This window comes from Streptomyces iconiensis (assembly GCF_028657195.3).
In the GTDB taxonomy this organism is placed as follows: domain Bacteria; phylum Actinomycetota; class Actinomycetes; order Streptomycetales; family Streptomycetaceae; genus Streptomyces; species Streptomyces iconiensis.
Map to the genome: position 1 here is coordinate 1 of NZ_JANCPR020000013.1, position 24,466 is coordinate 24,466.

The window sequence follows — 24,466 nt, forward strand, 5'->3', positions numbered from 1 at the left end:
CTCTGGGGGTGGGGGCTTTTAGGGGTGGGGGTGGTGGGGTTAGGGGCACAGGTAGGCTGACGCGTTGCGTTGACCCCGACTGGTCCGGAGACCGTGACTACTACTCCCACAACCCCCAGCAACAACACCCACCTGTCACCCGCCTTCCCGGGCCGTGCCCCCTGGGGTACGGCCAACAAGCTGCGTGCTTGGCAGCAGGCGGCGATGGACGCGTATCTGGAGAGGCAGCCGAGAGACTTTCTTGCGGTGGCGACGCCGGGTGCTGGTAAGACGACGTTCGCGCTGACGCTGGCTTCCTGGCTGCTGCACCACCATGTCGTGCAGCAGGTGACGGTCGTGGCGCCTACGGAGCACCTGAAGAAGCAGTGGGCCGAGGCGGCTGCGCGGGTGGGGATCAAGCTGGATCCGGAGTACAGCGCGGGTCCGCTCAGCAAGGAGTACCACGGGATCGCGGTCACGTACGCGGGTGTGGGCGTACGGCCGATGCTGCACCGGAACCGTGTCGAGCAGCGCAAGACGCTGGTGATCCTGGACGAGATCCATCACGCGGGAGACAGCCGGTCGTGGGGCGAGGCTTGTCAGGAGGCGTTCGAGCCTGCCACCAAGCGGCTGGCGCTGACGGGGACGCCGTTCCGGTCGGATACGAATCCGATTCCGTTCGTGGAGTACGCGGAGGACTCGGAGGGGGTTCGCCGGTCGGTCGCGGACTATACGTACGGGTATGGGGACGCGCTCGCCAACGGCGTGGTGCGGCCCGTCATATTCCTCTCGTACAGCGGCAACATGCGCTGGCGTACCAAGGCGGGGGACGAGATCGAGGCACGGCTCGGGGAGCCGATGACCAAGGACGCGATCTCTCAGGCGTGGCGTACGGCGCTGGACCCGCGGGGGGAGTGGATGCCCGCGGTGCTGCGGGCCGCCGACCGGCGGCTGGTGGAGGTGCGCAAAGCCGTTCCGGATGCGGGTGGGCTGGTTATCGCGGCCGACCAGGACTCGGCGCGTGCGTACGCGAAGCTGCTGCGGGAGATCACGGGCGCGAAGCCGACGGTGGTGTTGTCGGACGACACGGGGGCCTCGCAGCGGATCGACGACTTCCGGCATTCCGAGGACCGGTGGATGGTCGCCGTCCGCATGGTGTCGGAGGGCGTGGACGTGCCGCGGCTCGCGGTGGGCGTGTACGCGACGACGGTCTCGACGCCCCTGTTCTTCGCGCAGGCCGTGGGGCGCTTCGTGCGGTCGCGGCGGCGGGGCGAGACGGCTTCCGTCTTCGTGCCGACGATTCCGACGCTGCTGACCTTCGCCAACGAGATGGAGGTCGAGCGCGACCACGTGCTCGACAAGCCCAGGAAGGGCGACGACGAGGACCCGTACGCGGAGGAGGCGGACCTGCTCAAGGAGGCTGAGCAGGAGCAGGATGAGGACACGGGTGACCAGGAACAACTTCCGTTCGAGGCGCTGGAGTCGGACGCTGTCTTCGACCGGGTGATGTACGACGGCGCCGAGTTCGGGATGCAGGCGCACCCGGGCAGCGAGGAGGAGCAGGACTATCTGGGCATTCCGGGCCTGTTGGAGCCGGACCAGGTGCAGATGCTGCTCCAGAAGCGGCAGGCCCGGCAGATCTCGCACAGCAGGAAGAAGCCGGACGAGGAGGCCGACCTGCTGGAGGTTCCCGCAGACCGGCGTCCCGTGGTCACGCACAAGGAGCTGCTGGCCAAGCGCAAGGAGCTGAACACGCTCGTGAGCGCCTACACCCACCAGAGCGGCAAGCCGCACGGTGTGATCCACAACGAGCTGCGCCGGGCGTGCGGTGGCCCGCCGAGTGCGGAGGCCACGGCCGGCCAGATCGAGGCACGTATCGCCAAGGTGCGCGAGTGGGCGACCCGGATGCACTGACGGGCTCCAGACCACTGGCCGACCTGCGGCTTCCTTCGCAGCGGAACGTGTCACTCCGACCTGTTTCGTGGGGACGTATGCGTCGAGAACGGGCGAGCGGAGACCGGATTCTGGACAAGCTCTTCCGGTCAGCGGTGCCGCTCGCTAGGTTTCCCGTCACACACGCCCCGTGGCGCAGTTGCCGCGCGCGGCAGCCGTCCGTCACCCGAGGGAGGGGGGCGTCGTGACCGCGGAAACCTCTCAGACGCTCGACCGGGGCCTTCGTGTCCTGAAATTACTGGCCGACACCGACCACGGTCTGACCGTCACGGAGCTGTCCAACAAGCTCGGTGTCAACCGCACCGTCGTCTACCGGCTGCTCGCCACGCTGGAGCAGCACGCGCTCGTACGCCGCGATCTGGGCGGCCGGGCACGGGTGGGTCTGGGCGTGCTGCGGCTGGGCCGGCAGGTGCACCCGCTCGTACGGGAGGCCGCGCTGCCCGCGCTGCGCTCGCTCGCCGAAGAGGTGGGTGCCACGGCGCACCTCACCCTCGTCGACGGGACCGAGGCGCTGGCCGTCGCCGTGGTCGAACCCAGCTGGACCGACTACCACGTCGCCTACCGCACCGGCTTCCGGCATCCGCTGGACCGGGGTGCGGCGGGCCGCGCGATCCTGGTCGGGCGCGGAGGCGCCGAGGGGGAGGAAGAGCCCGGCTTCGTGCTGACCCACGGCGAGTTGGAGGCGGGCGCCAGCGGCGCGGCGGCGCCCGTGATGGGGGTGGGCGGCATAGAGGGCAGCGTCGGCGTGGTCATGCTCGCCGACTCCGTGCCCGAACAGGTCGGCGAACGCGTGGTGCGGGCCGCACGGGATGTGGCCGAAGCGTTGCGGTGAGCGGCGCGTCCACTGGCACGTGTTCCCCTCCCGGTGGGATTCGTCCCGTCGGGAGGGCAGTGGATAGATTGCCGGTGTGTCCGACTCCTCTCGCCCGCGCCTGTCCCCGCGCCGCCGCACCCTCGCGTACTGCGCCGCGCCCGTCGTTCTGCTGTTCCTGCTGGTGCTGCTCGCGCCGCTGCCGTACTCGGTCGCACAGCCGGGCGAGACGGCGAACGTGCTGGGGAAGAAGGGCGGCAAGCCCGTCATCTCCGTCGAGGGCGCCAAGCCGCAGGGCAAGGACGACGGCAGTCTGCTCTCGGTGACCATCGCCGCGACCCAGCCCGACGCGTCGGTCGGGGTCGGGGACGTGGTGCGCTCCTGGTTCGCCGACGACCGTGCCGTGATGCCACGCGAGGCCGTCTATCCGGGTGGCGGCGACACCAAGGACGCCCGCAGGCGCATCGCGGACGAGATGAAGGAGTCGCAGGACACGGCCGTCAAGGCGGCGCTGCGCCAGCTCCACAAGTCGCCCGGCGACGTGGACATCACCCTGCGCCTGGGCGATGTGGGCGGGCCCAGCGCGGGGCTGTTCTTCTCCCTCGGCATCATCGACAAGCTGGACGGCGACGGCCACGGCGGCGGGCTCACGGGCGGCCGTACGATCGCCGGAACGGGCACGATCGACGGCAAGGGGAAGGTCGGCCCCGTCGGCGGCGTCCCCCTCAAGACCCAGGCGGCCCACCGCGACGGCGCCCGCGTCTTCCTCGTCCCCAAGGAACAGTGCGCCGAGGCCAACGCCCAACGCCCCAAGGGCCTCCAGCTCGTCCCTGTCACCACCCTCAACTCCGCCCTGGAAGCCCTCAAACAGATCCGCGAGGGCGGCGACGTCCCCATCTGTTGAGAGCGACCAGCGACAATGTGCCCGCAGCCCGCAGCGTACGGACAGGGGCACCCCCTCATCGGCGCGCGTGGTCACCCCTCGCGGGACGCCTGCCGTACCAGGGGAACGATCCGCAGGGGGACCGGATTCTCCATGACGATCGCCGTCGAAGCCCGAACGATCCCCGCGAACCCCACCACCAGGTCGATCACCCGCTGCAGGTCCGCGTTCGAGCGGGCGACCAGGCGGCAGAGCATGTCCCCGCTGCCGGTCGTCGTATGCAGCTCCAGCACCTCGGGAACGGTCGCCAAGTGGGCCCGTACATCGGCGCCCTGGCCCTGCTTGATCTCCAGTGTCGCGAAGGCCGTCACCGGGTAGCCGATCGCGGCCGGGTCGACCTCGGGGCCGAAGCCGCGTATGACGCCGTTGGACTTGAGCCGGTCCAGCCGTGCCTGTGCCGTACCGCGTGCGACGCCCAGCCGTCTGGATGCCTCAAGGACGCCTATCCGCGGTTCGTGGGCGAGCAGTTCGAGCAGTCGTCCATCGAGTCCGTCGATGCCCATGGCTTGCCTCTCGGTCGTCCGTGTGAGTCGCCGTGCAACGGTGAGCAGCTTGTGCAGATCGCCCGGTGGTTCCCGGCTCCCACTGCGCAGACTGCCTAGTGAATAGGCGAACTATTGCGCACCTTGTGGTTCAGCGGGAGCCTTCCGGCATGACTGAGACAACCCACGCGGCGACCCCGCAGACCGCACGGCAGGCCGGTCCCTTCCCGGTCAAGGGGATGGACGCGGTCGTCTTCGCCGTCGGCAACGCCAAGCAGGCAGCGCACTACTACTCCACGGCGTTCGGCATGAAGGTCGTGGCCTATACAGGGCCCGAGAACGGCAGCCGGGAGACGGCCAGTTATGTCCTCGAATCGGGCTCGGCCCGGTTCGTCTTCACCTCCGTCATCAAGCCCGCAACCGACTGGGCCCGCTTCCTCGCCGACCATGTGGCCGAGCACGGCGACGGCGTCGTCGACCTGGCCATCGAGGTCCCCGACGCGCGCGCGGCCTACGCGTACGCCGTCGAGCACGGCGCCCATGGCCTGGACGAGCCGTACGAACTCAAGGACGAGCACGGCACCGTGGTGCTCGCCGCGATAGCCACGTACGGCAAGACCCGCCACACCCTTGTGGAGCGCGGCGGGTACGAGGGCGTCTACCTCCCCGGCTTCGGCGCGGCCCAGCCCATGGTGGCGCCCCCGGAGCGCCGGGTGTTCCAGGCGATCGACCACTGTGTCGGCAACGTCGAACTCGGCAAGATGAACGAGTGGGTGGCCTTCTACAACGAGGTCATGGGCTTCACCAACATGAAGGAGTTCGTCGGCGACGACATCGCCACCGAGTACTCCGCGCTGATGTCGAAGGTCGTCTCCGACGGCACCCGCAAGGTGAAGTTCCCCATCAACGAGCCCGCCATCGCCAAGAAGAAGTCCCAGATCGACGAGTACCTGGAGTTCTACGGCGGCCCCGGCGTCCAGCACATCGCGCTGGCGACCAACGACATCGTCGCCTCCGTACGCGCCATGCGCGCCGCCGGTGTGCAGTTCCTCGATGTGCCCGACTCCTACTACGAGACCCTCGGCGAGTGGGTGGGCGACACCCGCGTGCCCCTCGACGAACTCCGCGAACTGAAGATCCTCGCCGACCGTGACGAGGACGGCTATCTGCTGCAGATCTTCACCAAGCCCGTTCAGGACCGGCCGACGGTCTTCTTCGAGATGATCGAACGCCACGGGTCCCTCGGCTTCGGCAAGGGCAACTTCAAGGCGCTCTTCGAGGCGATCGAGCGGGAGCAGGACCGCAGGGGCAACCTCTGACGGACCCTCGCGCGGGGCAGGGCTCCTTCCCGGGCGGCGCGGATCACTCCGACCGCTTCCCCTGCCCCGCGGCGGGCTGCGAGGCTACGTACATGAGCGAGCTGATCGAACGCCTGCGGGAAGAACTCCCGGCGGACGCGGTACTGACGGACCCCGACATCCTGGGTACCTACGCGCACGACATGGCCAGCTTCTGCGCCGCCGGCGCCCCGGCCGCCGTCGTTCTGCCCCGTACGGTCGAACAGGTCCAGCACGTCATGCGCACCGCGCAGGCGCAGCACGTCCCCGTCGTCCCGCAGGGCGCCCGTACGGGGCTCTCGGGTGCGGCGAACGCGACGGACGGCTGTGTGCTGCTCTCGCTCGTCAGGATGGACCGCATCCTGGAGATCAACCCGGTCGACCGCATCGCCGTCGTCGAACCGGGCGTCGTGAACGCCACGCTCTCCCGCGCCGTCAACGAGCACGGCCTCTTCTATCCGCCGGACCCCTCCAGCTGGGAGGAGTGCACCATCGGCGGCAACATCGGTACCGCTTCCGGCGGTCTGTGCTGTGTGAAGTACGGGGTCACCGCCGAGTACGTGCTCGGACTCGATGTCGTCCTCGCCGACGGCCGCCTGCTGTCCACGGGCCGCCGTACGGCCAAGGGCGTCGCCGGGTACGACCTCACCCGGCTCTTCGTCGGCCCCGAGGGCAGCCTCGGCATCGTGGTGCGCGCCACGCTCGCGCTCAAGGCCGAACCGCCCCAACAGCTCGCGCTGGCGGCCGAGTTCCCCTCGGCCGAGGCCGCCTGCGACGCCGTGTGCCGCATCATGGAGGCGGGCCACACGCCCTCGCTGCTGGAGCTGATGGACCGTACGACGCTGCGCGCCGTCAACGCCATGACCAAGATGGGCCTCCCCGAGACCACGGAGGCCCTGCTGCTCGCCGCGTTCGACACTCCCGATCCGGCGCCCCAGCTCGAAGCCGTCGGCGCGCTGTGCGAGGCGGCGGGCGCGAGCGAGGTCGTACCCGCCGATACGCACGCCGAGTCCGAACTCCTGCTCCAGGCCAGGCGCTCCGCGCTCGTCGCGCTCGAACAGGTCAAGGGCACCACGATGATCGACGACGTGTGCGTGCCGCGCAGCCGGCTCTCCGCGATGCTGCGCGGCACCGCCGAGATCGCCGCCAAGTACGACCTGACCATCGGCGTCTGCGCGCACGCGGGGGACGGCAACACACATCCGACGGTCTGTTTCGACGCCGGCGACGAGGACGAGTCCCGCAGGGCCCGGCTCTCCTTCGACGAGATCATGTCCCTCGGCCTCCGCCTCGGCGGCACGATCACCGGCGAACACGGCGTCGGCGTCCTGAAGAAGACCTGGCTCGCGGAGGAACTGGGCCCCGTTTCGCTGGAGCTGCACCGCGCCATCAAGGCCGCCTTCGACCCCACGGGCATCCTCAACCCCGGCAAGCTGTTCTGACCCCTGACCCCTGATCCCTGATCCCTGACCCCTGGCCGACCTGGGCGATCCGTCCGCGGCGACGGGACGGGGTGGCGGGGGTGGCGCGGGCTCAGGCGTCGGTTTCGAGCCGCTCCAGCAGCCGGTGTGGCCGCATGAGAGCGCGGCTCACGGGGTCCTGGCGTGCGCCCGAGCCGGGGGCGGGGTGGATCTCGATGTCGGCGGGCGGCACGGCGGCGACCTCGCACGACGGGCACCCGCCGTCGGGCGCGAGCCGTTCACCGCACGCGGCGTGTGCGTAGTACCGCCGCACCGCCGTGGCCCCCGAGGCGTGCACCTGCCCCCACATGAGCAGCGCGAACAGCGCCGGCCACAGTGCGCGGCCCTTGTCCGTCAGTACGTACTCGTCACGCGGCGGCGAGACCTCGTAGCGCTGCCTGGCCAGCACACCGGAGTCCGTCAGCGTCCGCAGCCGGGTGGAGAGCACGGCGCGCGGGATGTCGAGGTGCGCGAGGAAGTCGCTGTAGCGCCGTACGCCGTAGAAGGCGTCCCGGATCACCAGCATCGTCCACCGCTCGCCGACCAGTTCCAGCGTGCGTGCGAGCGAGCAGTCCTGCATCGAGTAGCCCTGCTTCAGCGCCATGCGCCCACCGTACCAAAGTGATGGTTCGTTCATTGAACTGACTGTGCTAGCGTCCCGCCAGTCTTCAGTTCATTCAACGAACCTAGGAGTTCCGCAGTGCTGACCCAGCAAGGTGCAGAACGCAGGCGAGGGCTGGAACGGCCCGAGCAGCGAGCACCGGTACGTACGCCAGGCGCGGTTTTGGCCACGACCAGCCTGGCGACGCTGGTCGTGCTCATGAACTACAGCGCGCCCATGCTCACCATCCCCGGCATGACCGCCTCCTTCGGCACCGGCCTCTCCGGCCAGGCGTGGCTGCTCAACGGCATCGCCCTCGGCCTCGCCGCGCTGCTCCTCGTCGCGGGCAGCTTCGCTGACGACTACGGGCGCAAGCGCGTGTTCGTCACCGGCATGGCCACCCTCGTGGTCACCATCGCGCTCGGCGCGGCAGCCACCAGCACCCTCACCTTCACCCTGGCCCGCGTCGCGCAGGGCGCCGCCAGCGCCGCGATCATCGCCAGCAGCCTCGGCCTGCTCGCCCACGCGTACCCCGCGGGGCCCGACCGCGTCCGTGCCACCGGGATCTGGGGCGCCGCACTCAGCGGGGGCACAGCGCTGGGGCCCGTCGTCTCGGCGGCACTCGGCACGCTCGACTGGCGGCTGAGCTACGTCCTGTACGCGGCGGCTGCGCTCGCCCTCACCGCGGTCGCGGTCCGTACGCTCACCGAGTCGCGGAACCCCCGCAGGGGCAGGCCCGACCTGTTCGGCGCCCTCCTGCTCGGACTGGCGCTGACCGCGCTGCTGGCGGCGCTGACCCTGGGCAGGGACGGCTGGCTGCGGCCCGCCGTGTGGGCACCTGCCGGGGCCGCCGTCGTGCTGGTCGCCGGGTTCGCCGCCGTGGAACGCCGGGCCCAGGCGCCCCTGCTCGACCTCACTCTCTTCCGCCGCCCGCTCTTCCTCGCCGCGACCAGCGGTGCGCTGTTCACCGGGCTCGGCGTCATCGGGCTGTTCAGCTACCTGCCCGCGCTCTTCCAGCAGTCCCTGGGCATGTCCGCATTCGACACGTCCTGGCTGCTGTTCTTCTGGTCGGGGATCGGCCTGTTCACCGCGCTCCAGGCCAAGCGGCTGGCCCGCCGCGTCTCCCCGCGCCACCAACTCGCCCTCGGCTTCGTACTGTCCGCGATCGGAGCGCTCACCATGCTGGGCGCGCTCACGGCCGGATCCTGGACGCGCGCCATACCCGGCTTCTTCGTCGCGGGCATCGGCAGCGGGCTGCTCAACGCCGCGCTGCCCCGGCTCGCGGTGGAGAGCGTGCCCGCCGACCGGGCCGCCATGGGCTCCGGCGCCAACAACACGGCCCGCTACATCGGCTCGTCCATCGGGCTGGCCCTCACGGTCGTGATCGCGACCTCGGCACACAGCGGCGACACGCCGAAGGGCGCAGCCGCTGCCCTCGCACACGGTACCGACACCGCGCTGTACGCCGGTGCCGGGCTGATGCTGGCCGGCGCGCTGGCAGCGCTCGTCTTCAGGGGGCGTCGGGCGGTGACAGCGGATGATCGTCCAGGCGCACGTGCTGTCGGGGAAAGCTCGCCAACTCCAGGAGCGTGACCAGCTCGCCCTGCAACTCCGGGGTGTAGAGCGCGCGTTCCTCCTCGGTGAGGTCGATCGCGACCTCCTCGTTCCGGTGGGCGAACGCCGCGTTCACGCCGCCCAGCACCTTCAGCAGTAACGCGAACGAGGGCTGGTCGAGGCGCTGCGCCAACTCCCGCAGGCGCTGCCCGACGCGGAGACGCACCGCTTCCTCGCCCGCCGTTTCTCCCCGCACCGCTTCCTCCCGTCGCGCGGTCTGGGAACCCGCGTGTGGTTCTTCCTGTGGCATGGGCGTGATGATGGTGGATTTCCGTTCTCAGTCGGTCGTATTCCGGTATTCGTTCAGCAGGATGAGGGTGCTTCCGCGCCTCCGCGCCGTCTTTACGAGGCGCCCTCGCCGCCTTCACCACTTCCCACCCCGCCCCCGCTCTCGGCGCCCTGCCCCTTCTCGCACCGCCGTGGCGCCCCGCCCTGTGTCTGCGGGCCGCCGTGCCGTCCGTGCGGTGTGCGGCCTTCGCCGGGTGCCGGGGCGGGGCGCAGCAGGGTGCTGAGGCCCTCCTCGATCGCCAGCGCTTCGCCCTCGCGTCCGGGGGCCACCTCCCGCAAGGTCCGCTCCAGCCACGCCGACAGCGCCAGTGACGGTGCCTCCAGCAGCGCGTCACCGTCGGGTGAACTGAGCGCCATGCAGATCACGTCCCGTGACTCCACCCGCGTCGGCCACACCCGTACGTCGCCCTGTCCTGTGGGCCTGAAGACACCCTCCACCAGCAACTCGCGGGCGAAGGTCCAGTGCACGGGGCACTCCGAACCGATGTGGAAGGCCATGTGGACCGCGTAGGGATCGTTCGAGCGATAGCTGAGCCGCGCCGGTACGGGGACGCTGCGCCCCGGCGAGAGCACCAGCTTCATCTCCATCTCGCGTTCGACAACCGTGTGCATGTGAGGGCCCTTTCGTCGCGACCGTGCCGCCTGTGGCGGCGTACACGGGAGAGAGCGCGCGGGGCCTGATTCCTTACACGGGTTCGTGTGGTGTCCTGGGATTTTTTTCCGGCGCCGAGTCCCTCGAACGCGGGTTTCCCCGCGGACTGCTTCCTCGCCTCGCCGTCTTCTTCGTTACTGTCCTCCTTGGACAGGCGGAGGTACCCGCCCGGGCCGCACGCGCGCGTACAACAGGGCCGCGGCGCCGCGGACAGGTCAAGTGTGTCGCTCATGATGGGAGTTGGGGGCATTGGGACCCTCCGGTGCTAATGGCGAGGTACCCCGTGCTGGGTATTACCCGGATCCGTCCATTCCCGGATACATCCGGTACTGGAACGGTTCGTCCTGGGTACCGGGGACCAGCCGTCCGGAACCACGCGAGGGCGAACCCATGCCGGCCCCGCCGCCCGTGGCCTCTTCCCCCTCCACGCCCGAAGCGCCCGCCAGCCCACCGGCGACACACCGGCCCACCACGCCCGAGGAGACGGGCCCCGTCTTCCTGGACGAGGACGACGAACCCCCGGCGCGGGGAAGCGCGGCACCCGCCTGGCACGCCGACACCTCCCGCCAGTCCGGCTTCGGCGCCCCGCTGAACGACCCGCGCGGCGGCAGCTGGCGTGCCCCCGACCTCCCTGAGACCCCCGGCGTCCACGACCCGGCCACGCCGCCCGCAGCGCCGGAGACCGGCCCGGCTCCCGACGCGGTCGACGCACCCGTCTCCGAGCGCACGTTCCGCGTACGCCGCCCACAGCGCGACGAAACGACCCCGGCGGCTCCGTCGTCCGAGGGCGGCAGCGGCGGGGCAGGCGCCGGCGCGGAGAACGAGCCCGGCGTCCCGGCCCAGGGCGGGCGCGAGTTCACGGTCGGGCTGCGCCGTTCGGACGTCCACCGCAGCGGCCCACCCGCTTCCGCCGGCCAGGACACCTCCGCGCCGGAACCCGCTCCTGGGAACGAGAGCCGGCTCCCGGGACAGCAATCCGGCAACGGCACCTCACCACCTGCCCAGTCCCCGCCCGGCCAGGCCCAGCCCGGCCAGAGCGTGCCGGCCCAAGGCCCGCAGCCCCAGCCCTCGTCCGGCCACCCCGCTCCGGCACAGGGTCAGCCGGGGCAGCAAGCTCAGCCGGGGCAGCAAGCCCAGCAGGACCAGCAGGGCCAACAGGTACAGCCGGGTCAACAGGCCGGTCCGGTCCAGCCGGACCGGCGAATTCCCGGGCAGGGCCGCCCCGTTCAGGCGCCACACGGCCAGAGCCCGCCGCTGACCGACCGTTCGGAGCAAGGGCAGGGACAGGACCAGGGTCAGGCGGGTCAGGCCGAAGGGTCCCTCCCCGGCCAGGCCCAGGGCCCGAACCAGGCGGCACAACAGGGCCCGGCACAACAGGCCCCGGCCCAGCAGGGCCCTCCGCCCTCCTGGGCCCAACAGTCCTCGGCTCCAGGCGCGTCCGGCGCCCCGGACAGCGCGCAGGCGCAGTCCCAGGCGCAGGTCCAACCGGCGGCGGGGCTCCCGGCGCAGCCGCAGACCGGCGGCCCCGACGCCGTCACGCCCTGGCGGCCCCCCGTCAACGACCCGTTCGCGCTGGCCGCACAGCAGCAGGCACGCCCCGCCGGCCTGGGCAGGAGGCTGGGCGCCAGGCTCGTCGACCTCGTCCTCACACTCGCGGTCGCCGGCGGTGTCGCTTTCCCCTTCGTCGGCAAGGTGACGGACCACATCGACGCCAAGGTGAACGCGGTCGAACGGGCGGGTGAGACCAAGCAGGTGTGGCTGCTCGACGGTACGACGGGCGGTTACCTCGGCCTCGTCCTCGGCGTGCTCGTGCTCTTCGGCCTCCTCTACGAGGTGCTGCCGACGGCACGTTGGGGCCGCACCCTCGGAAAGAAGCTGTTCGGCCTCTCCGTCGTCCACATCGAGAGCCACGGCAGGCCGGGCTTCGGCAACGCGCTCGTCCGCTGGCTCGTGCACGGCCTCCTCGGCCTCGCCGTCATCGGCCTGCTCAACGTCCTCTGGTGCCTCTTCGACCGCCCCTGGCGCCAGTGCTGGCACGACAAACTGGCCCGCACGTTCGTCGCCGGCACAGCCAGCACCGAGATCCGCCTCTGACCCACGGGCCGAAGCCGCGCGGAGCCGCCACGCCACGGAGTCCGTGCGACCCCGGGGGTCCCCCGGACGGGTCCTTCCGGATGCGGGGCGGGCGGGGGAGCGGTGCACTCGGGCCATGAGTACGGAGCAGCCGGAGAACGATCCGTTCCGGAAGCCGGAGCAGCCGCAGCCGGGAGCGTCCTCGGGGCCTCCTCCCGGCGGTGCGCCCGCAGGACAGCCGCCCGGCGCTTACGGGAACCCGCCACCGCCTCCACCGCCCCCTCCGAGCGCCGACCCGTACGGGACAGGGGGCGGGGGCCCGTACGGCGCTCCAGGGCCCGTGAACCCCGCTGCCGACCCTCTCGCGGGTATGCCGCCGCTCGCCTCGCGGGGCAAGCGGCTGCTCGCGCGCATCATCGACGCGCTGATCGTGGGTATCCCGGTGGGGCTCGTGGTGGGCCTGGCCGAGGGCGGTTACTCCACGAACTCCGGGCAGACGTACTGGCAGCAGGCCGTCTACACCCTCGTGTATCTGATCTACGAGGGGCTGATGCTGACGACCTCGGGGCAGACGCTCGGCAAGAAGCTGATGCGCATCAGGGTCGGCATGCTCCAGAACGGTGCCGTACCGGCGGGCCCGCCGGGCTGGTTCAGGGCGGCCACGTATTCACTGCCCGCGCTGGTGCCCTGCATCGGGTTCCTCTTCTGGCTGGTGAACGTGCTCTTCTGCACCTGGGACCAGCCGTATCACCAGTGCGTCCACGACAAGGCGGCGCGGACAGTGGTGGTCGCGGCGGACTGACCTGGCGGGGAGCCGGGCCGCCGCCGCGCGTTCTGTTCGCGCGTGTGCACGCGCGGGGTCAGCGGCGGGCTCCCGCTCCCGCGGGGGTCGCGGGCTTCGGGGCGGCTGAGGCCGCGGCGCGCTGAGTGGGCGCGGGAACAGTGGTGTGGTGGTGGGCCGGTGCTGCCGGTGCGCTCTCAACGGACCTGCGGCGACCGCGCGTTGAACGTGCCGCGTGGGCCGACGGTGCGGTGAGGGCGACGAGCAGGCCAAGTGCCAGCGCCGCAAACGCGATCACTACGATCCCGGGCCCCGAACGGGCCTGGGAGAGCAGCAGCATGGCGAGCGTCGAGCAAATGACCGTGGCCGATCCGTAAGCGATCTGTGCGGGGTTCGGACGCGGCATGGCGGATCCGTCCTCGGGGGGAGTGGTCAAGACTGTGGACGTCGAACGGGGCGTGGAGCGCTACTCGTTGACTCGGTACATACAGGGCGCCATCGAACGACTCTACGGTCCGGGATGCCCGAGCCGGAAGGACGCCAAGCGTGAGGTGACCCACGCCGCTGTTGCACAGGGGGCGCACTGGCGCACAGAGCCCCAGCCACCCCAACTGCCGGGCACCGCAGCCCTCTTGTGCGAGCGGTGCGGCGCCCCGTCGTCTCCCCCCGCGCGCTGGGAGTGTGGCGATGTTCGCAACCGTTATCTGATGGGGAGTTGGGAGTTCCGCTTGTATAAGCCTCCCGTAAAGGGTGGCGGGCGCTGAGGGTGCGGCACCGAGGGAGGGGCTGCGCATGTGAGCGAGCGGCGCTCCGGTGGAGCGGCGAGGATTTACGCAGCATATAGCCATGAACCCGGACAAAAGTGCCCTCGTGTACGCACCGTGAGCGTCTCGGAGGGGTCGTCAGATGGGTCTGGACCTGCACAAGATCGCTGGGCATGCAACCCAGGAATGAATTTATTTGCATCGTTGCAGGTCAAAACATGATCACCCGTTACCCCCTGGCGGTCAGCGCTCGATCGCGTTTAGATGCCTGGTGTGGGTCCCCCTCGTGGGGGCCTCACGCGTCCACCCGAAACGAGTCTCACGGGGGAGATGGTGATCATGTCTGGAGGCGGATTCGTCAGGCTGCCGGACGGCAGCGTGATCGTCGCGCTGACCCTGCCGCTGCCGCGCCCGCACGGTGCGCCGGCCGGTGCTGCCCCGCTGGCACCCGCGCCGCGGCGTGCCGAGGGCTCAGAAGAATGGGGGCCGACCGGCCCCTTGCGCTCCCGCCGCTGGTCAGCGGTGGCGGACGAGCCGCACACGGTGCGTGAGGCGGTCGCCCGCAGGCCGCGTGACGAGCCGCGCGTGCGTGTCCTCGTGCACGCGGGAAACCGTGCCCGCGCCCTCACACGGCTACGGAACCTCGGCTTCCGGGCCATCTACCTCAGGGGTAACGCCGAGCCCCCCACGGCTGACGAGATCACCGCGGTCCTGCACCACCCCGAGGGCCTCGTCTGGCGGGCTGTCCCCGGTGACGACAGGGAGTCCTGGCACCCCATCGCGGCACTCCTGCGCACCAGCCTCGCGTAGGCGTCGCCGCCACCGTGCGTAGGGGGCACGGCACGGAAGGAGCACGGCGGCCTGGCCGCCGCGAGAGGGGGCGCTACGCCCCGGAGACGATGGGCTTGCCCGTCGTCTCGACGCCCGCCTCTCGCAGCTCGTCCAGCGCGCGCAGGACGGTGTTCTCGGCTACGCCTGCCGTGAGGTCGAGCAGCACCTGGGTGCGGAAGCCCTCGCGGGCCGAGTCCAGCGCGGTCTCGCGCACACAGTGGTCGGTGGCGATGCCGACGATGTCCACCTCGGCCACGTCGCGTGCGCGCAGCCAGTCCGCGAGCGCGACGCCGTTCTCGTCCGCGCCCTCGAAGCCGCTGTACGCGGCGGTGTAGGCGCCCTTGTCGAAGACCGCCTCGATCGCCCCTGAGGCGACGACGGGGGCGAAGTTCGGGTGGAACCCGACCCCCTCCGTGCCCGCGACGCAGTGCGCCGGCCAGGAGTGCGCGTAGTCGGGGTGCTCGGCGAAGTGGTCGCCGGGCGCGATGTGCGCGTCGCGGGTCGCGACGACATGGCGGTATCCGGCGGAGGCGTCGCCGACGAGATCCGTGATGGCGGCGGCCACATCGGCTCCGCCCTGGACCGCGAGGCTGCCGCCCTCGCAGAAGTCGTTCTGTACGTCCACGACGATCAGTGCCCGGTGCATGGTGCACACCTTTCGGCTGGGTAAGGGGCGGGGCCGCAGCTGTCGGCCGTCAGTCCTGAGCCTAGACACTCGAAGGGACTTGCGGCAGTACGCACGGCTCCCGGCTCGTGCCGTCCGGCGGCCGGCGCACGCCCGCCGCTCACCTGTGCTCCGTGGGGAGCACGGGCTCGCCCCGCGAGAGCTGCATCGCGGACATGGGCAGCCGCCCCATGACGGCCTTGTGCCGCTCGCGGACCGCGTCCAGCGGTTCGCGCCCCACGACGGTGCCGTCCTTGACCAGTTCCACCTGGAGCAGGTGGTCGGCCAGTTCGGGCGGTACGGGTCCGCTGCCGACGACCTCGGCCTCGGCGACGCCCGCTGCGTCCGGCGGCCTGGCGGCCCACTTGGCGCCGCCCAGCGAGGTCTTGCCGCCCATCGACCGCTTGGCGACGGGCCGCATCGGCGCGTCCCGTTCGTCCGAGTCGGCGCGTGCGACCAGCTTGTAGACCATGGAGCAGGTCGGGTGCCCGCTGCCGGTCACGAGCTGGGTGCCGACGCCGTACGCGTCGACGGGGGCCGCCGCGAGGGACGCGATGGCGTACTCGTCCAGGTCGCTGGTGACCACGATCCGGGTCTTGTCGGCGCCCAGGTCGTCCAGCTGCTGGCGCACCCGGTGCGCGAGCAGCAGCAGGTCGCCCGAGTCGATACGGACGGCGCCGAGCCCGGGGCCCGCGACGTCGACTGCCGTACGGACGGCTTCCTCGACGTCGTAGGTGTCCACCAGCAGCGTCGTACCGCTGCCCAGGGAGTCGACCTGCGCGGTGAAGGCGCCCCTCTCGGTGTCGTGGAGGAGCGTGAAGGAGTGGGCGCTGGTGCCGACGGTCGGGATGCCGTAGCGGAAGCCGGCGGCCAGGTCCGAGGTCGTGTCGAAGCCGCCGACGTACGCGGCGCGCGAGGCGGCGACCGCTGCCAGCTCGTGGGTGCGCCGGGCGCCCATCTCGATCAGCGGCCTGCCCCCGGCGGCGACGGACATCCGGGAGGCCGCAGCCGCCACGGCCGAGTCGTGGTTGAGGATCGAGAGGATCACCGTCTCCAGCAGGACGCACTCGGCGAAGGTGCCCTCGACGCGCATGAGCGGGGAGCCGGGGAAGTACACCTCGCCCTCGGGGTAGCCGAGGATGTCGCCGCTGAAGCGGTAGTCGGCCAGCCACTCCAGGGTCGGTCCGTCCACGACGCCGTTCTCGCGCAGGAAGTCGAGCATCTGGTCGTCGAAGCGGAAGTTCTCCACCGCGTCGAGCACCCGGCCCGTGCCCGCGACCACGCCGTAGCGCCGGCCCTCGGGGAGCCTGCGGGTGAAGACCTCGAAGGCGGAACGCCGCTCCGCGGTGCCCGCGCGCAGCGCCGCCTGAAGCATCGTCAACTCGTACTGGTCGGTGAAGAGCGCCGTGGACGGCACGGTCACAGGCAGACCGGTCTCCGCTGGACGCTCCCCGTACGCCGGGCTCCTGTCGGTCCCCTCGCGCCCTTCATTCACTCTTCGCTCACCTCTGGTGTCGGTCGGCTCGGTGTGAGCGTACCCCTCATCTCGTCAGGCTGACGATATAAGCCCGGCGGGGGCCGTGTCCGGGCGGGTGCGCGGGTGACCGCTCCGGGTGGCAGCATGGGGACTGTGAGTGTCGCCCCCACAGAGATCGAGCGCCCCGAGTCCGCAGAAGAGCCCGTCGAGGTACCGGAGCCCGACGTGCCATGGGTCACCGTTGTGCACAACGACCCCGTCAACCTCATGAGCTACGTGACGTATGTGTTCCAGGCGTACTTCGGCTATTCGAAGGAGAAGGCGAAGAAGCTGATGCTCGATGTCCACCACAAGGGGCGTGCCATCGTCTCCAGCGGTACCCGCGAGGAGATGGAGCGCGATGTACAGGCCATGCACGGCTACGGCCTGTGGGCGACGCTCACGCAGGACCGCTGATGGCGGGGCACTTCGAGCCCACGGGTGACGGCGGCGCCGCCATCGCGCTGGACGAGGTCGAGGTCTCCATCCTGCGCAGCCTCGCCGTACAGCTCCTGGAACTGATCGGCCCGGGCAGCGAGCCCGCTCCGTCGGAGAACGGGGCCGCGGGCGACGGCTCCGGGCAACTGGAGGGCATGGACGGCATGGAGGGGGTCGCCTGGCCGCCCTTCGCCGACGGACCCACCGAGCCGCCCGCCGATCCGGCGCTGGCCCGGCTCTTCCCCGACGCCTACGGGCCCGGCCCCGAGACCAAGCCCGACGACTCCGCCAACGGTGCGTACAACGGCAACGCGTCGGACGCGGGAGAGAGGGCAGCGGCCTCGGCCGAGGAGGCGCGCGCCGCCGCCGCGGCTTCGGCGGAGTTCCGCCGCTACACGGAGAACGACCTGCGCGCCCGTAAGCGCGAGGACGGCCTCGCCGTGGTGCGTGCGCTGGACGCGCTCACGCCGGGGGAGAAGGGCGCGGTGCTCACGCTGGGCCCCGACGACTCACGCCGGTGGCTGGGCACGCTCAACGATCTGCGGCTCGCCATCGGTACGCGGCTTGAGCTGACGGACGACAACGACGGCAGTGAGCTGTACTCGCTGCCTGATTCAGATCCGCGCAAACCGATGGTAATGGCCTATCTCTGGCTCGGCGGACTTCAGGAAACGCTGATCGAGACCCTTTTGTGACGACAGCCTGTGTCCTGACCTCCGAATTACGTCAGCCGCATTTCTGGATCACGCCCCTGATGCGGCGCATTGTAGTGCACGTCAGGGCGGCCCTGTTATGCCTTCTTCATGGCACCGTTTCTCGAATGTGACCTGGTCAGCACGGGTCGGCATGGTAAAAATTCCTTAAAGCACTGAGGGAATTCGCCGGTTCTCGGTAAAACCGTGACCGCATTCGAGGCCAGAGGTATTTCATGGCAAGCCAATCCTGGACCGAACAGGTCGACAAGGCCGTCAGCGGTTTCTTCGACCCCATATCCACGCTCCTGAACGACATCGTCTTCTACGAGGTCAGTGTTTTCGGGACCAGCCTTCCGCTCATCGTCGCGTGGCTTGTCATAGCGGGCGCTGTTTTCTCCGCCTATTTCGGTTTCGCACAAATACGACATTTTCCCCTTGCGCTGAGAATCGTGCGCGGCAAGTACGAACAGCCGGACGCACTCGGTGAACTCACCCACTTCCAGGCGCTGACCTCGGCCGTCTCGGGAACCGTCGGACTCGGCAACATCGCGGGCGTCGCCATCGCCGTCTCCATCGGCGGCCCCGGCGCCACGTTCTGGATGATCCTGTGCGGCTTCCTCGGCATGGCGACGAAGTTCGTCGAGTGCACGCTGGGTGTGAAGTACCGCAAGATCAACCCCGACGGCACCGTTTCCGGCGGCCCCATGCGCTACCTCACCCGGGGCATGGCCGAGCGCGGACTGCCGGGACTCGGCAAGGTGCTCGCCTTCTGCAGCGCCTTCATGGTGCTGTTCTTCGCCTTCTTCGGCGGCAACCTCTTCCAGGTCAACCAGAGCCTTGAGCAGCTCGTCGCCGTCACGGGCAAGGACGACAGCCTCTTCAACAGCTCCGGCGGTTCGCTCTTCTACGGCGCCGTGCTCGCCGCGCTCGTCGGCCTGGTGCTGCTCGGCGGCGTTCGCGCCATCGGCCGCGTCACCAGCAAGCTCGTACCGAGCATGGCCGTCCTCTATGTGGCCGCCTGTCTGCTCGTCATCTGCTTCAACATCACCTCGGTACCCTCGGCGCTGTCCTCGATCGTCGTGGAGGCGTTCAGCCCCAAGGGGGTCGCCGGCGGTGCCATCGGCGCGCTGATCGTCGGCTTCCAGCGAGCCGCCTGGTCGAACGAGGCGGGTATCGGCTCGGCCGCCATCGCGCACTCGGCCGTCAAGACCCGGCGCCCCGCGACCGAGGGCCTGGTCGCCTCGCTGGAACCGTTCATCGACACGGTCGTCGTCTGCACCATGACCGCGTTGACGATCATCATCGCGGGCGGCCCGATGTACCAGAAGCTCCGCGACGACGCGGCAGCGGGACGCCCGGTCGACAGCAGCACCAGCGCCGGCATCTCCGTCACCTCGGACGCCTTCGAGACGGCGCTGCCGTGGTTCCCGTACATCCTCACCGTCGCGGTGCTGCTCTTCGCCTTCTCCACCGTGCTGACCTGGAGCTACTACGGCCTCAAGAGCTGGGCGTACTTCTTCGGCGAGGGGCGTGCCTCGACCCTGGCCTACAAGATCGTCTTCAGCGTGGTGACCATCGCGGGCGCGCTGCTCTCGCTGGGCACCCTGGTCTCGCTCTCGGACGCCGTGCTCTTCGGCGCCGCGCTCTTCAACATCATCGGGCTCTACTTCCTGATGCCCTTCGTCAAGAAGGAGCTGCGGAGGGTCCTCTTCTACACCCGGCGCAGGGACGCTGGTGACACGGAAGAGGAGATCGCCGCGGCCGAGGCCGAGGAGGAGGCCGCCGAGGCGGCGGCAAGGAAGGGCGCCGGTGAGGCCGGGAACAGAGCGACCGCCCGTTAATCGGTCGGCAAAGCCCGGTTAACAGACGTTCCAAGAATGCGGCCCGTACGCGTGTGATGTCCGCCGCTGACCGATGTGAAGAGGGCATCGGTCATCTATACAGCCCGGTTCCCCGTGGTACACCTTCACGATCCCTTTTTTCGGCGCCACCCTTGTCGGCACAGGGGTGGCGCCGGCCGACCGTCGGCACGCACAACTCCATCCGGGGGATCGGTACCCGATCCGGACGGGCCGGATCGGTATGGAGAAAGGCGCACCACACATGACCTCTGATCAGGTCGCGGAGGGCCGAGGTGACTCCGGGCCCACGGGACAGGACGGAAGCGGCGCCGCCGGGCCTTCCGACGAGGGCTACCAGCGAGGACTGGGGAGCCGCCAGGTCCAGATGATCGCCATCGGCGGTGCCATCGGTGTCGGCCTGTTCATGGGCGCGGGCGCGAACATCGCCAAGGCCGGGCCCAGCATCATCGTGATGTACGCGATGGCGGGCGTCGTCATCTTCTTCATCATGCGGGCGCTCGGCGAACTGCTGATGTACCGCCCGGTCTCCGGCAGCTTCGCGGAGTACGCGCGGGAGTTCCTGGGCCCGTTCTTCGGCTTCGTGACGGGCTGGACGTACTGGCTGCTGTGGATCGTCACCGGCATGGCCGAGCTGACGGCGGCGGCGATCTACATCCACTTCTGGTTCCCCGACATCCCGCAGTGGGTCAGCGCGCTGGTCTTCCTCGTGGTGCTGTTCGGCGTGAACCTGATCTCGGTGAAGGTCTTCGGCGAGGTCGAGTTCTGGTTCTCGATGGTCAAGGTCACCGCGATCATCGGCATGATCGTGATCGGCCTCGGCGTGCTCACCCTCGGCTTCTCGCAGGCCGGTGACACGGCGGCCGTCAGCAACCTGTGGTCGCACCACGGCTTCGTCCCCAACGGCATCGGCTCCAGCCTGATGACGCTCCAGGGCGTGATGTTCGCCTACATCGCGGTGGAGCTGGTCGGCATCACAGCGGGTGAGAGCAAGGACCCGCAGAAGACGCTGCCCAAGGCGATCAACACGCTGCCGTGGCGCATCATCATCTTCTACGTCGGCTCACTGACCGTGATCCTCACCGTGGTGAAGTGGACGGAGTTCCACGAGGGCGTGAGCCCCTTCGTGGCCGCCTTCGCCAAGATCGGCATCCCGCTCGGCGCCGGCATCGTCAACTTCGTCGTGCTGACGGCCGCGCTCTCCTCCTGCAACTCCGGCATGTACTCCACCGGCCGCATGCTGCGCGACCTGGCGGAGAACAGGGAGGCGCCGACGATCTTCGGCCGCCTCAACAGGCGGCAGTCCCCGGCGACGGGCATCACCCTGTCCGTGCTGTTCATGGGCATCGGCGTGCTGCTCAACTACGTCGTACCGGAGAAGGCGTTCACCTACGTCACCTCGGTCGCGACGGCGTGCGGTATCTGGACCTGGGGCGTGATCCTCGTCAGCCACCTCATCTACCGGCGCGGTGTGGTGGCAGGGCGGCTGCCGAAGTCCACGTTCCCCGCGCCCACCGGCAGCTTCTTCAGCTGGATCGCGCTGGCCTTCCTGACCATGGTCCTGGTGATCGTCGCGCTCGACCCGATCGCGCGGGTCTCGCTCTACATCGGTGCGGGATGGGCCGTGCTGCTCGGCGCGTACTGGCTGCTGCACGCCCGGCACACCGCGTACGCGTACCGCTCCACGCTGCCCCCGCGCACAGCGCCCGCCGACGCGAAGGGCGCAGGACCGCTCGTGCCGGAAGCCGCCACCGGCCAGGACTGAGCCCCCCCGCCCCACATGGCCCCGCGCCCGCGCGTCCCACGGCCCCGCGTGCCCGTACGTTCTGCGGTACCTGCCGCGTACGGGCACGCGGGGCCGTACACCGGTGTACGGGGCCATACGGGCGTGCGTACGCGCGTGCCTATCCTTGCTCCATGCTGACCATCACCCAGGAGCTGCACGACAGGATCGTCGCCCACGCCCGCAAGGACCACCCCGACGAGGCGTGCGGAGTGATCGCCGGTCCGGTCGGTGAGGGGCGTCCCGAGCGGTTCATCCCGATGCTCAACGCGGCACGCTCGCCGACGTTCTACGAGTTCGACTCGGCCGACCTGCTCAAGCTCTACCGCGAGATGGACGACCGGGACGAGGAGCCCGTCGTGATCTACCACTCGCACACGGCCACCGAGGCGTACCCCTCGCGTACCGACATCACCTACGCCAACGAGCCAGGCGCGCACTACGTCCTCGTCTCCACCGCCGAGACCGGCAACGAGGAAGGCCCGTTCTCCTTCCGATCGTTCCGCATTCTGGACGGCGAGGTGAGCGAGGAAGAGGTCAAGCTCGTCGAGACGTCCTGATCAGCGCCCTCGCTTCCCCACGCTGAGACAGAATGGTCCGCATCATGGAACGAGGATCCGATTACCCCGCCGGGAATCGTTACGATGAGCGCATGGTTGTCCACGACGTGAGCGCTTTCGACAAGACCCCGGGCATGCTGCTCGTGGCGCGTCTGCACGTCGACCTGTGCCGTCTCGCCAGCGCGATCTGTCCGCGCCGTGCCACCGGCACCGCCGCCTGAGCGCGGCCGAGCCGGTATCCCCGCAGCTCAGCAGCCCGCACAACCGTGCGGGCCGACTCCGCGCGCAGCGCACAGCACCGCACAGCACAGCGCAGAAGCCAGGCACCCTCCTCCTCTCCGACGGGAGCACACACCCATGGCCATCGAGGTCCGCATTCCGACCATCCTCCGCACCTACACCGACGGCCAGAAGGCGGTCGAGGGCACGGGCGCGACCGTCGGTGAGCTGTTCACCGACCTGGAGAGCCGCCACAGCGGCATCCAGGACCGCCTCGTCGACGGCGGCGAGCTGCGCCGCTTCGTGAACGTCTACCTCAACGACGAGGACGTGCGCTTCCTCGACGGCATCTCCACCAAGCTCAGCGACGGCGACAGCGTGACGATCCTGCCGGCGGTCGCCGGTGGCTCCGGTGCGGCTCCCGAGGCGGTTCCCAGTGGTGGCCGGAACAGGACGGGCATGCGCTGATGCGCTACGACTCACCGCTCGACGCCGTCGGCAACACCCCTCTCGTACGGCTTCCGCGCCTCTCTCCCTCCGAGGAGGTGCGGATCTGGGCCAAGCTGGAGGACCGCAACCCGACGGGCTCGATCAAGGACCGCCCGGCCCTTCACATGGTCGAACAGGCCGAGAAGGACGGGCGGTTGACCCCGGGCTGCACCATCCTGGAGCCGACCTCGGGCAACACCGGCATCTCGCTGGCGATGGCGGCCAGGCTCAAGGGCTACCGCATCGTCTGCGTCATGCCGGAGAACACCAGCGAGGAGCGGCGCCAACTCCTCACCATGTGGGGCGCGGAGATCATCTCCTCGCCCGCCGCCGGCGGCTCGAACACCGCCGTACGCGTCGCCAAGGAACTGGCAGCCGAGCACCCGGACTGGGTGATGCTCTACCAGTACGGCAACCCGGACAACGCGGGCGCCCACTACGCCACGACGGGGCCCGAGATCCTCGCCGACCTGCCCTCGATCACCCACTTCGTCGCGGGCCTCGGCACCACGGGGACCCTTATGGGCGCGGGACGCTATCTGCGCGAACACCGCGCCGACATCAAGATCGTCGCAGCCGAGCCGCGCTACGACGACCTGGTCTACGGGCTGCGCAACCTCGACGAGGGCTTCGTGCCCGAGCTGTACGACGAGGCCGTCCTCACCACCCGCTTCTCGGTCGGTTCCGAGGACGCGGTCACCCGCACCCGTGAACTCCTCACGCAGGAAGGCATTTTCGCGGGCGTCTCCACCGGAGCCGCGCTGCACGCCGCGATCGGCATGGGCCGCAAGGCCGTTCGCGCGCAGGAGAGCGCCGACATCGTGTTCGTCGTCGCCGACGGCGGCTGGAAGTACCTGTCCACCGGCCTCTACACCGCACCGACCACCGAAGAGGCGATAGCCGCCGTACGGGGCCAGCTCTGGGCGTAGGCCGCGCGGGCCCGTCCGGGCCCCGTGCCCGTGCAGGCCCCGTGCAGCGGGTGCCCCTGTCGGTGCGTCGCGGGCTGCCGCCGCGTTGTGGCCGGCCGCGCAGTTCCCCGCGCCCCTTTCAGGGACCCTTGAGGGGACGCGCCCCGAAGGGGCGCGGGGAACTGCGCGAGCGAGCACGGGGGCCCCGCGGCCCGCGATGTACGGGAAGGGGCACATTCTGTCCGGCAGCACTGCGGGGCAGGGACGCCGGACACCCTCTCCATGGGCCCAGTCGGCTCAATCGGCCAGGTGTCTGATCTGTTCCCAGGTCTCCGGGGCGACCTCGCCCATACGGTGAAGCAGCCGGGCGAGGCCAACCTCGGCCAGCCCGCCCTCCGCCGTGTAATAGACGGGCAACCGTGTGTCGTCCGGCGGCAGTACGGGCAGCGGCACCGGCAGCGCGGAGGACGAACGAGGAGCGGTGGTCAGCCGCGCCACCCGCGCCCCGTCGCTGCGTACGGCCAGCACGAGAAAGGGCTGTTCGTCGCCGTCGGGCAGCTCCGTGCGCCAGATCTCACCCGGCCTGGGCAGCGGTTCACCGTCGTCCCTGACGGCCGCCGCTGCCACGGCGCGGGCGCCCCGCCTGCGCGGGCCGAGCCGTCCTCGCGCGTCCACAAGTGCCGCGACGAACGCGAGCAGCACCACCCCGCCGAGCGCCAGCCACCACGACGTATCCATCTCCGCGCGCCTCCGTGATCCCCTTCGG

25 protein-coding genes are annotated in these 24,466 nt (G+C 70.1%); 17 read left to right on the plus strand and 8 right to left on the minus strand.

Annotated features, from left to right (window positions below):
* The first annotated feature begins 93 nt into the window (after window positions 1–93).
* The 3 genes from NMN56_RS14840 to NMN56_RS14850 all read left to right on the plus strand — a co-directional run bounded on the left by NMN56_RS14840 (window position 94) and on the right by NMN56_RS14850 (window position 3,647).
* Entirely contained in the window at window positions 94–1,893 is a 1,800-nt protein-coding gene (locus tag NMN56_RS14840) for a DEAD/DEAH box helicase (RefSeq protein WP_274043718.1), read from the plus strand.
* Between the two features lie 223 nt (window positions 1,894–2,116).
* Window positions 2,117–2,764: an IclR family transcriptional regulator gene (locus NMN56_RS14845; protein WP_274043719.1), complete on the plus strand. Its 648-nt coding sequence runs from the start codon at window positions 2,117–2,119 to the stop codon at window positions 2,762–2,764.
* A gap of 76 nt (window positions 2,765–2,840) precedes the next feature.
* Window positions 2,841–3,647 carry a S16 family serine protease gene (locus tag NMN56_RS14850; RefSeq protein ID WP_274043720.1) on the plus strand — a complete coding sequence of 269 codons (807 nt, stop codon included), beginning with the start codon at window positions 2,841–2,843 and terminating at the stop codon, window positions 3,645–3,647.
* A 71-nt stretch (window positions 3,648–3,718) separates the two neighbouring features.
* Here NMN56_RS14850 and NMN56_RS14855 read toward each other — a convergent pair whose 3' ends face one another.
* Window positions 3,719–4,189 carry an Lrp/AsnC family transcriptional regulator gene (locus NMN56_RS14855; RefSeq protein WP_274043721.1) on the minus strand — a complete coding sequence of 157 codons (471 nt, stop codon included), beginning with the start codon at window positions 4,187–4,189 and terminating at the stop codon, window positions 3,719–3,721.
* 149 nt (window positions 4,190–4,338) lie between these two features.
* On the opposite strand from NMN56_RS14855, the gene hppD reads away from it, so the two are divergent.
* On the plus strand, window positions 4,339–5,487 hold the full coding sequence (hppD, locus tag NMN56_RS14860; protein ID WP_274043722.1) for a 4-hydroxyphenylpyruvate dioxygenase: 1,149 nt from the start codon (window positions 4,339–4,341) through the stop codon (window positions 5,485–5,487).
* 92 nt (window positions 5,488–5,579) lie between these two features.
* Window positions 5,580–6,947 carry an FAD-binding oxidoreductase gene (locus tag NMN56_RS14865; protein WP_274043723.1) on the plus strand — a complete coding sequence of 456 codons (1,368 nt, stop codon included), beginning with the start codon at window positions 5,580–5,582 and terminating at the stop codon, window positions 6,945–6,947.
* A 91-nt stretch (window positions 6,948–7,038) separates the two neighbouring features.
* Here NMN56_RS14865 and NMN56_RS14870 read toward each other — a convergent pair whose 3' ends face one another.
* The gene (locus NMN56_RS14870) at window positions 7,039–7,569 is read right to left on the minus strand and encodes a winged helix-turn-helix transcriptional regulator (RefSeq protein WP_274043724.1); all 531 of its coding nucleotides are present in this window, start codon (window positions 7,567–7,569) and stop codon (window positions 7,039–7,041) included.
* Between the two features lie 132 nt (window positions 7,570–7,701).
* Here NMN56_RS14870 and NMN56_RS14875 point away from each other — a divergent pair, with 132 nt between their 5' ends.
* Window positions 7,702–9,159: an MFS transporter gene (locus tag NMN56_RS14875; protein ID WP_274043974.1), complete on the plus strand. Its 1,458-nt coding sequence runs from the start codon at window positions 7,702–7,704 to the stop codon at window positions 9,157–9,159.
* On the opposite strand, the gene NMN56_RS14880 is transcribed toward NMN56_RS14875, so the two are convergent.
* Complete coding sequence (locus NMN56_RS14880; RefSeq protein ID WP_274043725.1) at window positions 9,077–9,430, minus strand: hypothetical protein; 354 nt, start codon at window positions 9,428–9,430, stop codon at window positions 9,077–9,079. The genes NMN56_RS14875 and NMN56_RS14880 overlap by 83 nt on opposite strands.
* Before the next feature lie 92 nt (window positions 9,431–9,522).
* Window positions 9,523–10,080, minus strand: coding sequence for an SsgA family sporulation/cell division regulator (locus NMN56_RS14885; RefSeq protein WP_274043726.1), 558 nt, complete (start codon window positions 10,078–10,080; stop codon window positions 9,523–9,525).
* A 289-nt stretch (window positions 10,081–10,369) separates the two neighbouring features.
* Here NMN56_RS14885 and NMN56_RS14890 point away from each other — a divergent pair, with 289 nt between their 5' ends.
* Together NMN56_RS14890 and NMN56_RS14895 are read left to right on the plus strand one after the other, a co-directional pair.
* Window positions 10,370–12,214 carry an RDD family protein gene (locus NMN56_RS14890; RefSeq protein WP_274043727.1) on the plus strand — a complete coding sequence of 615 codons (1,845 nt, stop codon included), beginning with the start codon at window positions 10,370–10,372 and terminating at the stop codon, window positions 12,212–12,214.
* A 115-nt stretch (window positions 12,215–12,329) separates the two neighbouring features.
* Window positions 12,330–12,995 carry an RDD family protein gene (locus NMN56_RS14895; protein ID WP_274043728.1) on the plus strand — a complete coding sequence of 222 codons (666 nt, stop codon included), beginning with the start codon at window positions 12,330–12,332 and terminating at the stop codon, window positions 12,993–12,995.
* Between the two features lie 58 nt (window positions 12,996–13,053).
* On the opposite strand, the gene NMN56_RS14900 is transcribed toward NMN56_RS14895, so the two are convergent.
* Window positions 13,054–13,380 carry a hypothetical protein gene (locus NMN56_RS14900; protein WP_274043729.1) on the minus strand — a complete coding sequence of 109 codons (327 nt, stop codon included), beginning with the start codon at window positions 13,378–13,380 and terminating at the stop codon, window positions 13,054–13,056.
* A gap of 856 nt (window positions 13,381–14,236) precedes the next feature.
* Here NMN56_RS14900 and NMN56_RS14905 point away from each other — a divergent pair.
* Window positions 14,237–14,548, plus strand: a complete 312-nt coding sequence (locus NMN56_RS14905) for a hypothetical protein (RefSeq protein ID WP_430542588.1) — start codon at window positions 14,237–14,239, stop codon at window positions 14,546–14,548.
* 73 nt (window positions 14,549–14,621) lie between these two features.
* Here the strand turns inward: NMN56_RS14905 and NMN56_RS14910 are convergent, their stop codons facing one another.
* Window positions 14,622–15,215: an isochorismatase family protein gene (locus tag NMN56_RS14910; RefSeq protein WP_274043730.1), complete on the minus strand. Its 594-nt coding sequence runs from the start codon at window positions 15,213–15,215 to the stop codon at window positions 14,622–14,624.
* A gap of 139 nt (window positions 15,216–15,354) precedes the next feature.
* On the minus strand, window positions 15,355–16,728 hold the full coding sequence (locus NMN56_RS14915; RefSeq protein WP_274043731.1) for a nicotinate phosphoribosyltransferase: 1,374 nt from the start codon (window positions 16,726–16,728) through the stop codon (window positions 15,355–15,357).
* A gap of 126 nt (window positions 16,729–16,854) precedes the next feature.
* On the opposite strand from NMN56_RS14915, the gene clpS reads away from it, so the two are divergent.
* The 8 genes from clpS (at window position 16,855) to NMN56_RS14955 (ending at window position 23,721) form a co-directional block, all read left to right on the plus strand.
* Entirely contained in the window at window positions 16,855–17,166 is a 312-nt protein-coding gene (clpS, locus tag NMN56_RS14920) for an ATP-dependent Clp protease adapter ClpS (protein WP_274043732.1), read from the plus strand.
* Window positions 17,166–17,882 carry a DUF2017 domain-containing protein gene (locus NMN56_RS14925; protein WP_274043976.1) on the plus strand — a complete coding sequence of 239 codons (717 nt, stop codon included), beginning with the start codon at window positions 17,166–17,168 and terminating at the stop codon, window positions 17,880–17,882. Before clpS ends, NMN56_RS14925 begins: the two co-directional genes overlap by 1 nt.
* A 233-nt stretch (window positions 17,883–18,115) precedes the next feature.
* Entirely contained in the window at window positions 18,116–19,723 is a 1,608-nt protein-coding gene (locus NMN56_RS14930; protein ID WP_274043733.1) for an alanine/glycine:cation symporter family protein, read from the plus strand.
* 262 nt (window positions 19,724–19,985) lie between these two features.
* Window positions 19,986–21,506: an amino acid permease gene (locus NMN56_RS14935; RefSeq protein WP_274043734.1), complete on the plus strand. Its 1,521-nt coding sequence runs from the start codon at window positions 19,986–19,988 to the stop codon at window positions 21,504–21,506.
* Between the two features lie 152 nt (window positions 21,507–21,658).
* Window positions 21,659–22,084: a M67 family metallopeptidase gene (locus NMN56_RS14940; RefSeq protein ID WP_274043735.1), complete on the plus strand. Its 426-nt coding sequence runs from the start codon at window positions 21,659–21,661 to the stop codon at window positions 22,082–22,084.
* 92 nt (window positions 22,085–22,176) lie between these two features.
* A complete protein-coding gene (locus NMN56_RS14945) occupies window positions 22,177–22,305 on the plus strand; it encodes a putative leader peptide (RefSeq protein WP_280842780.1) in 129 nt (42 codons plus the stop codon).
* A gap of 136 nt (window positions 22,306–22,441) precedes the next feature.
* Window positions 22,442–22,771, plus strand: coding sequence for a MoaD/ThiS family protein (locus tag NMN56_RS14950; protein WP_274043737.1), 330 nt, complete (start codon window positions 22,442–22,444; stop codon window positions 22,769–22,771).
* Complete coding sequence (locus tag NMN56_RS14955; RefSeq protein WP_274043738.1) at window positions 22,771–23,721, plus strand: PLP-dependent cysteine synthase family protein; 951 nt, start codon at window positions 22,771–22,773, stop codon at window positions 23,719–23,721. Before NMN56_RS14950 ends, NMN56_RS14955 begins: the two co-directional genes overlap by 1 nt.
* Window positions 23,722–23,997: 276 nt before the next feature.
* Here the strand turns inward: NMN56_RS14955 and NMN56_RS14960 are convergent, their stop codons facing one another.
* Entirely contained in the window at window positions 23,998–24,438 is a 441-nt protein-coding gene (locus NMN56_RS14960; protein WP_274043739.1) for a type II toxin-antitoxin system PemK/MazF family toxin, read from the minus strand.
* Window positions 24,439–24,466 lie beyond the last annotated feature (28 nt).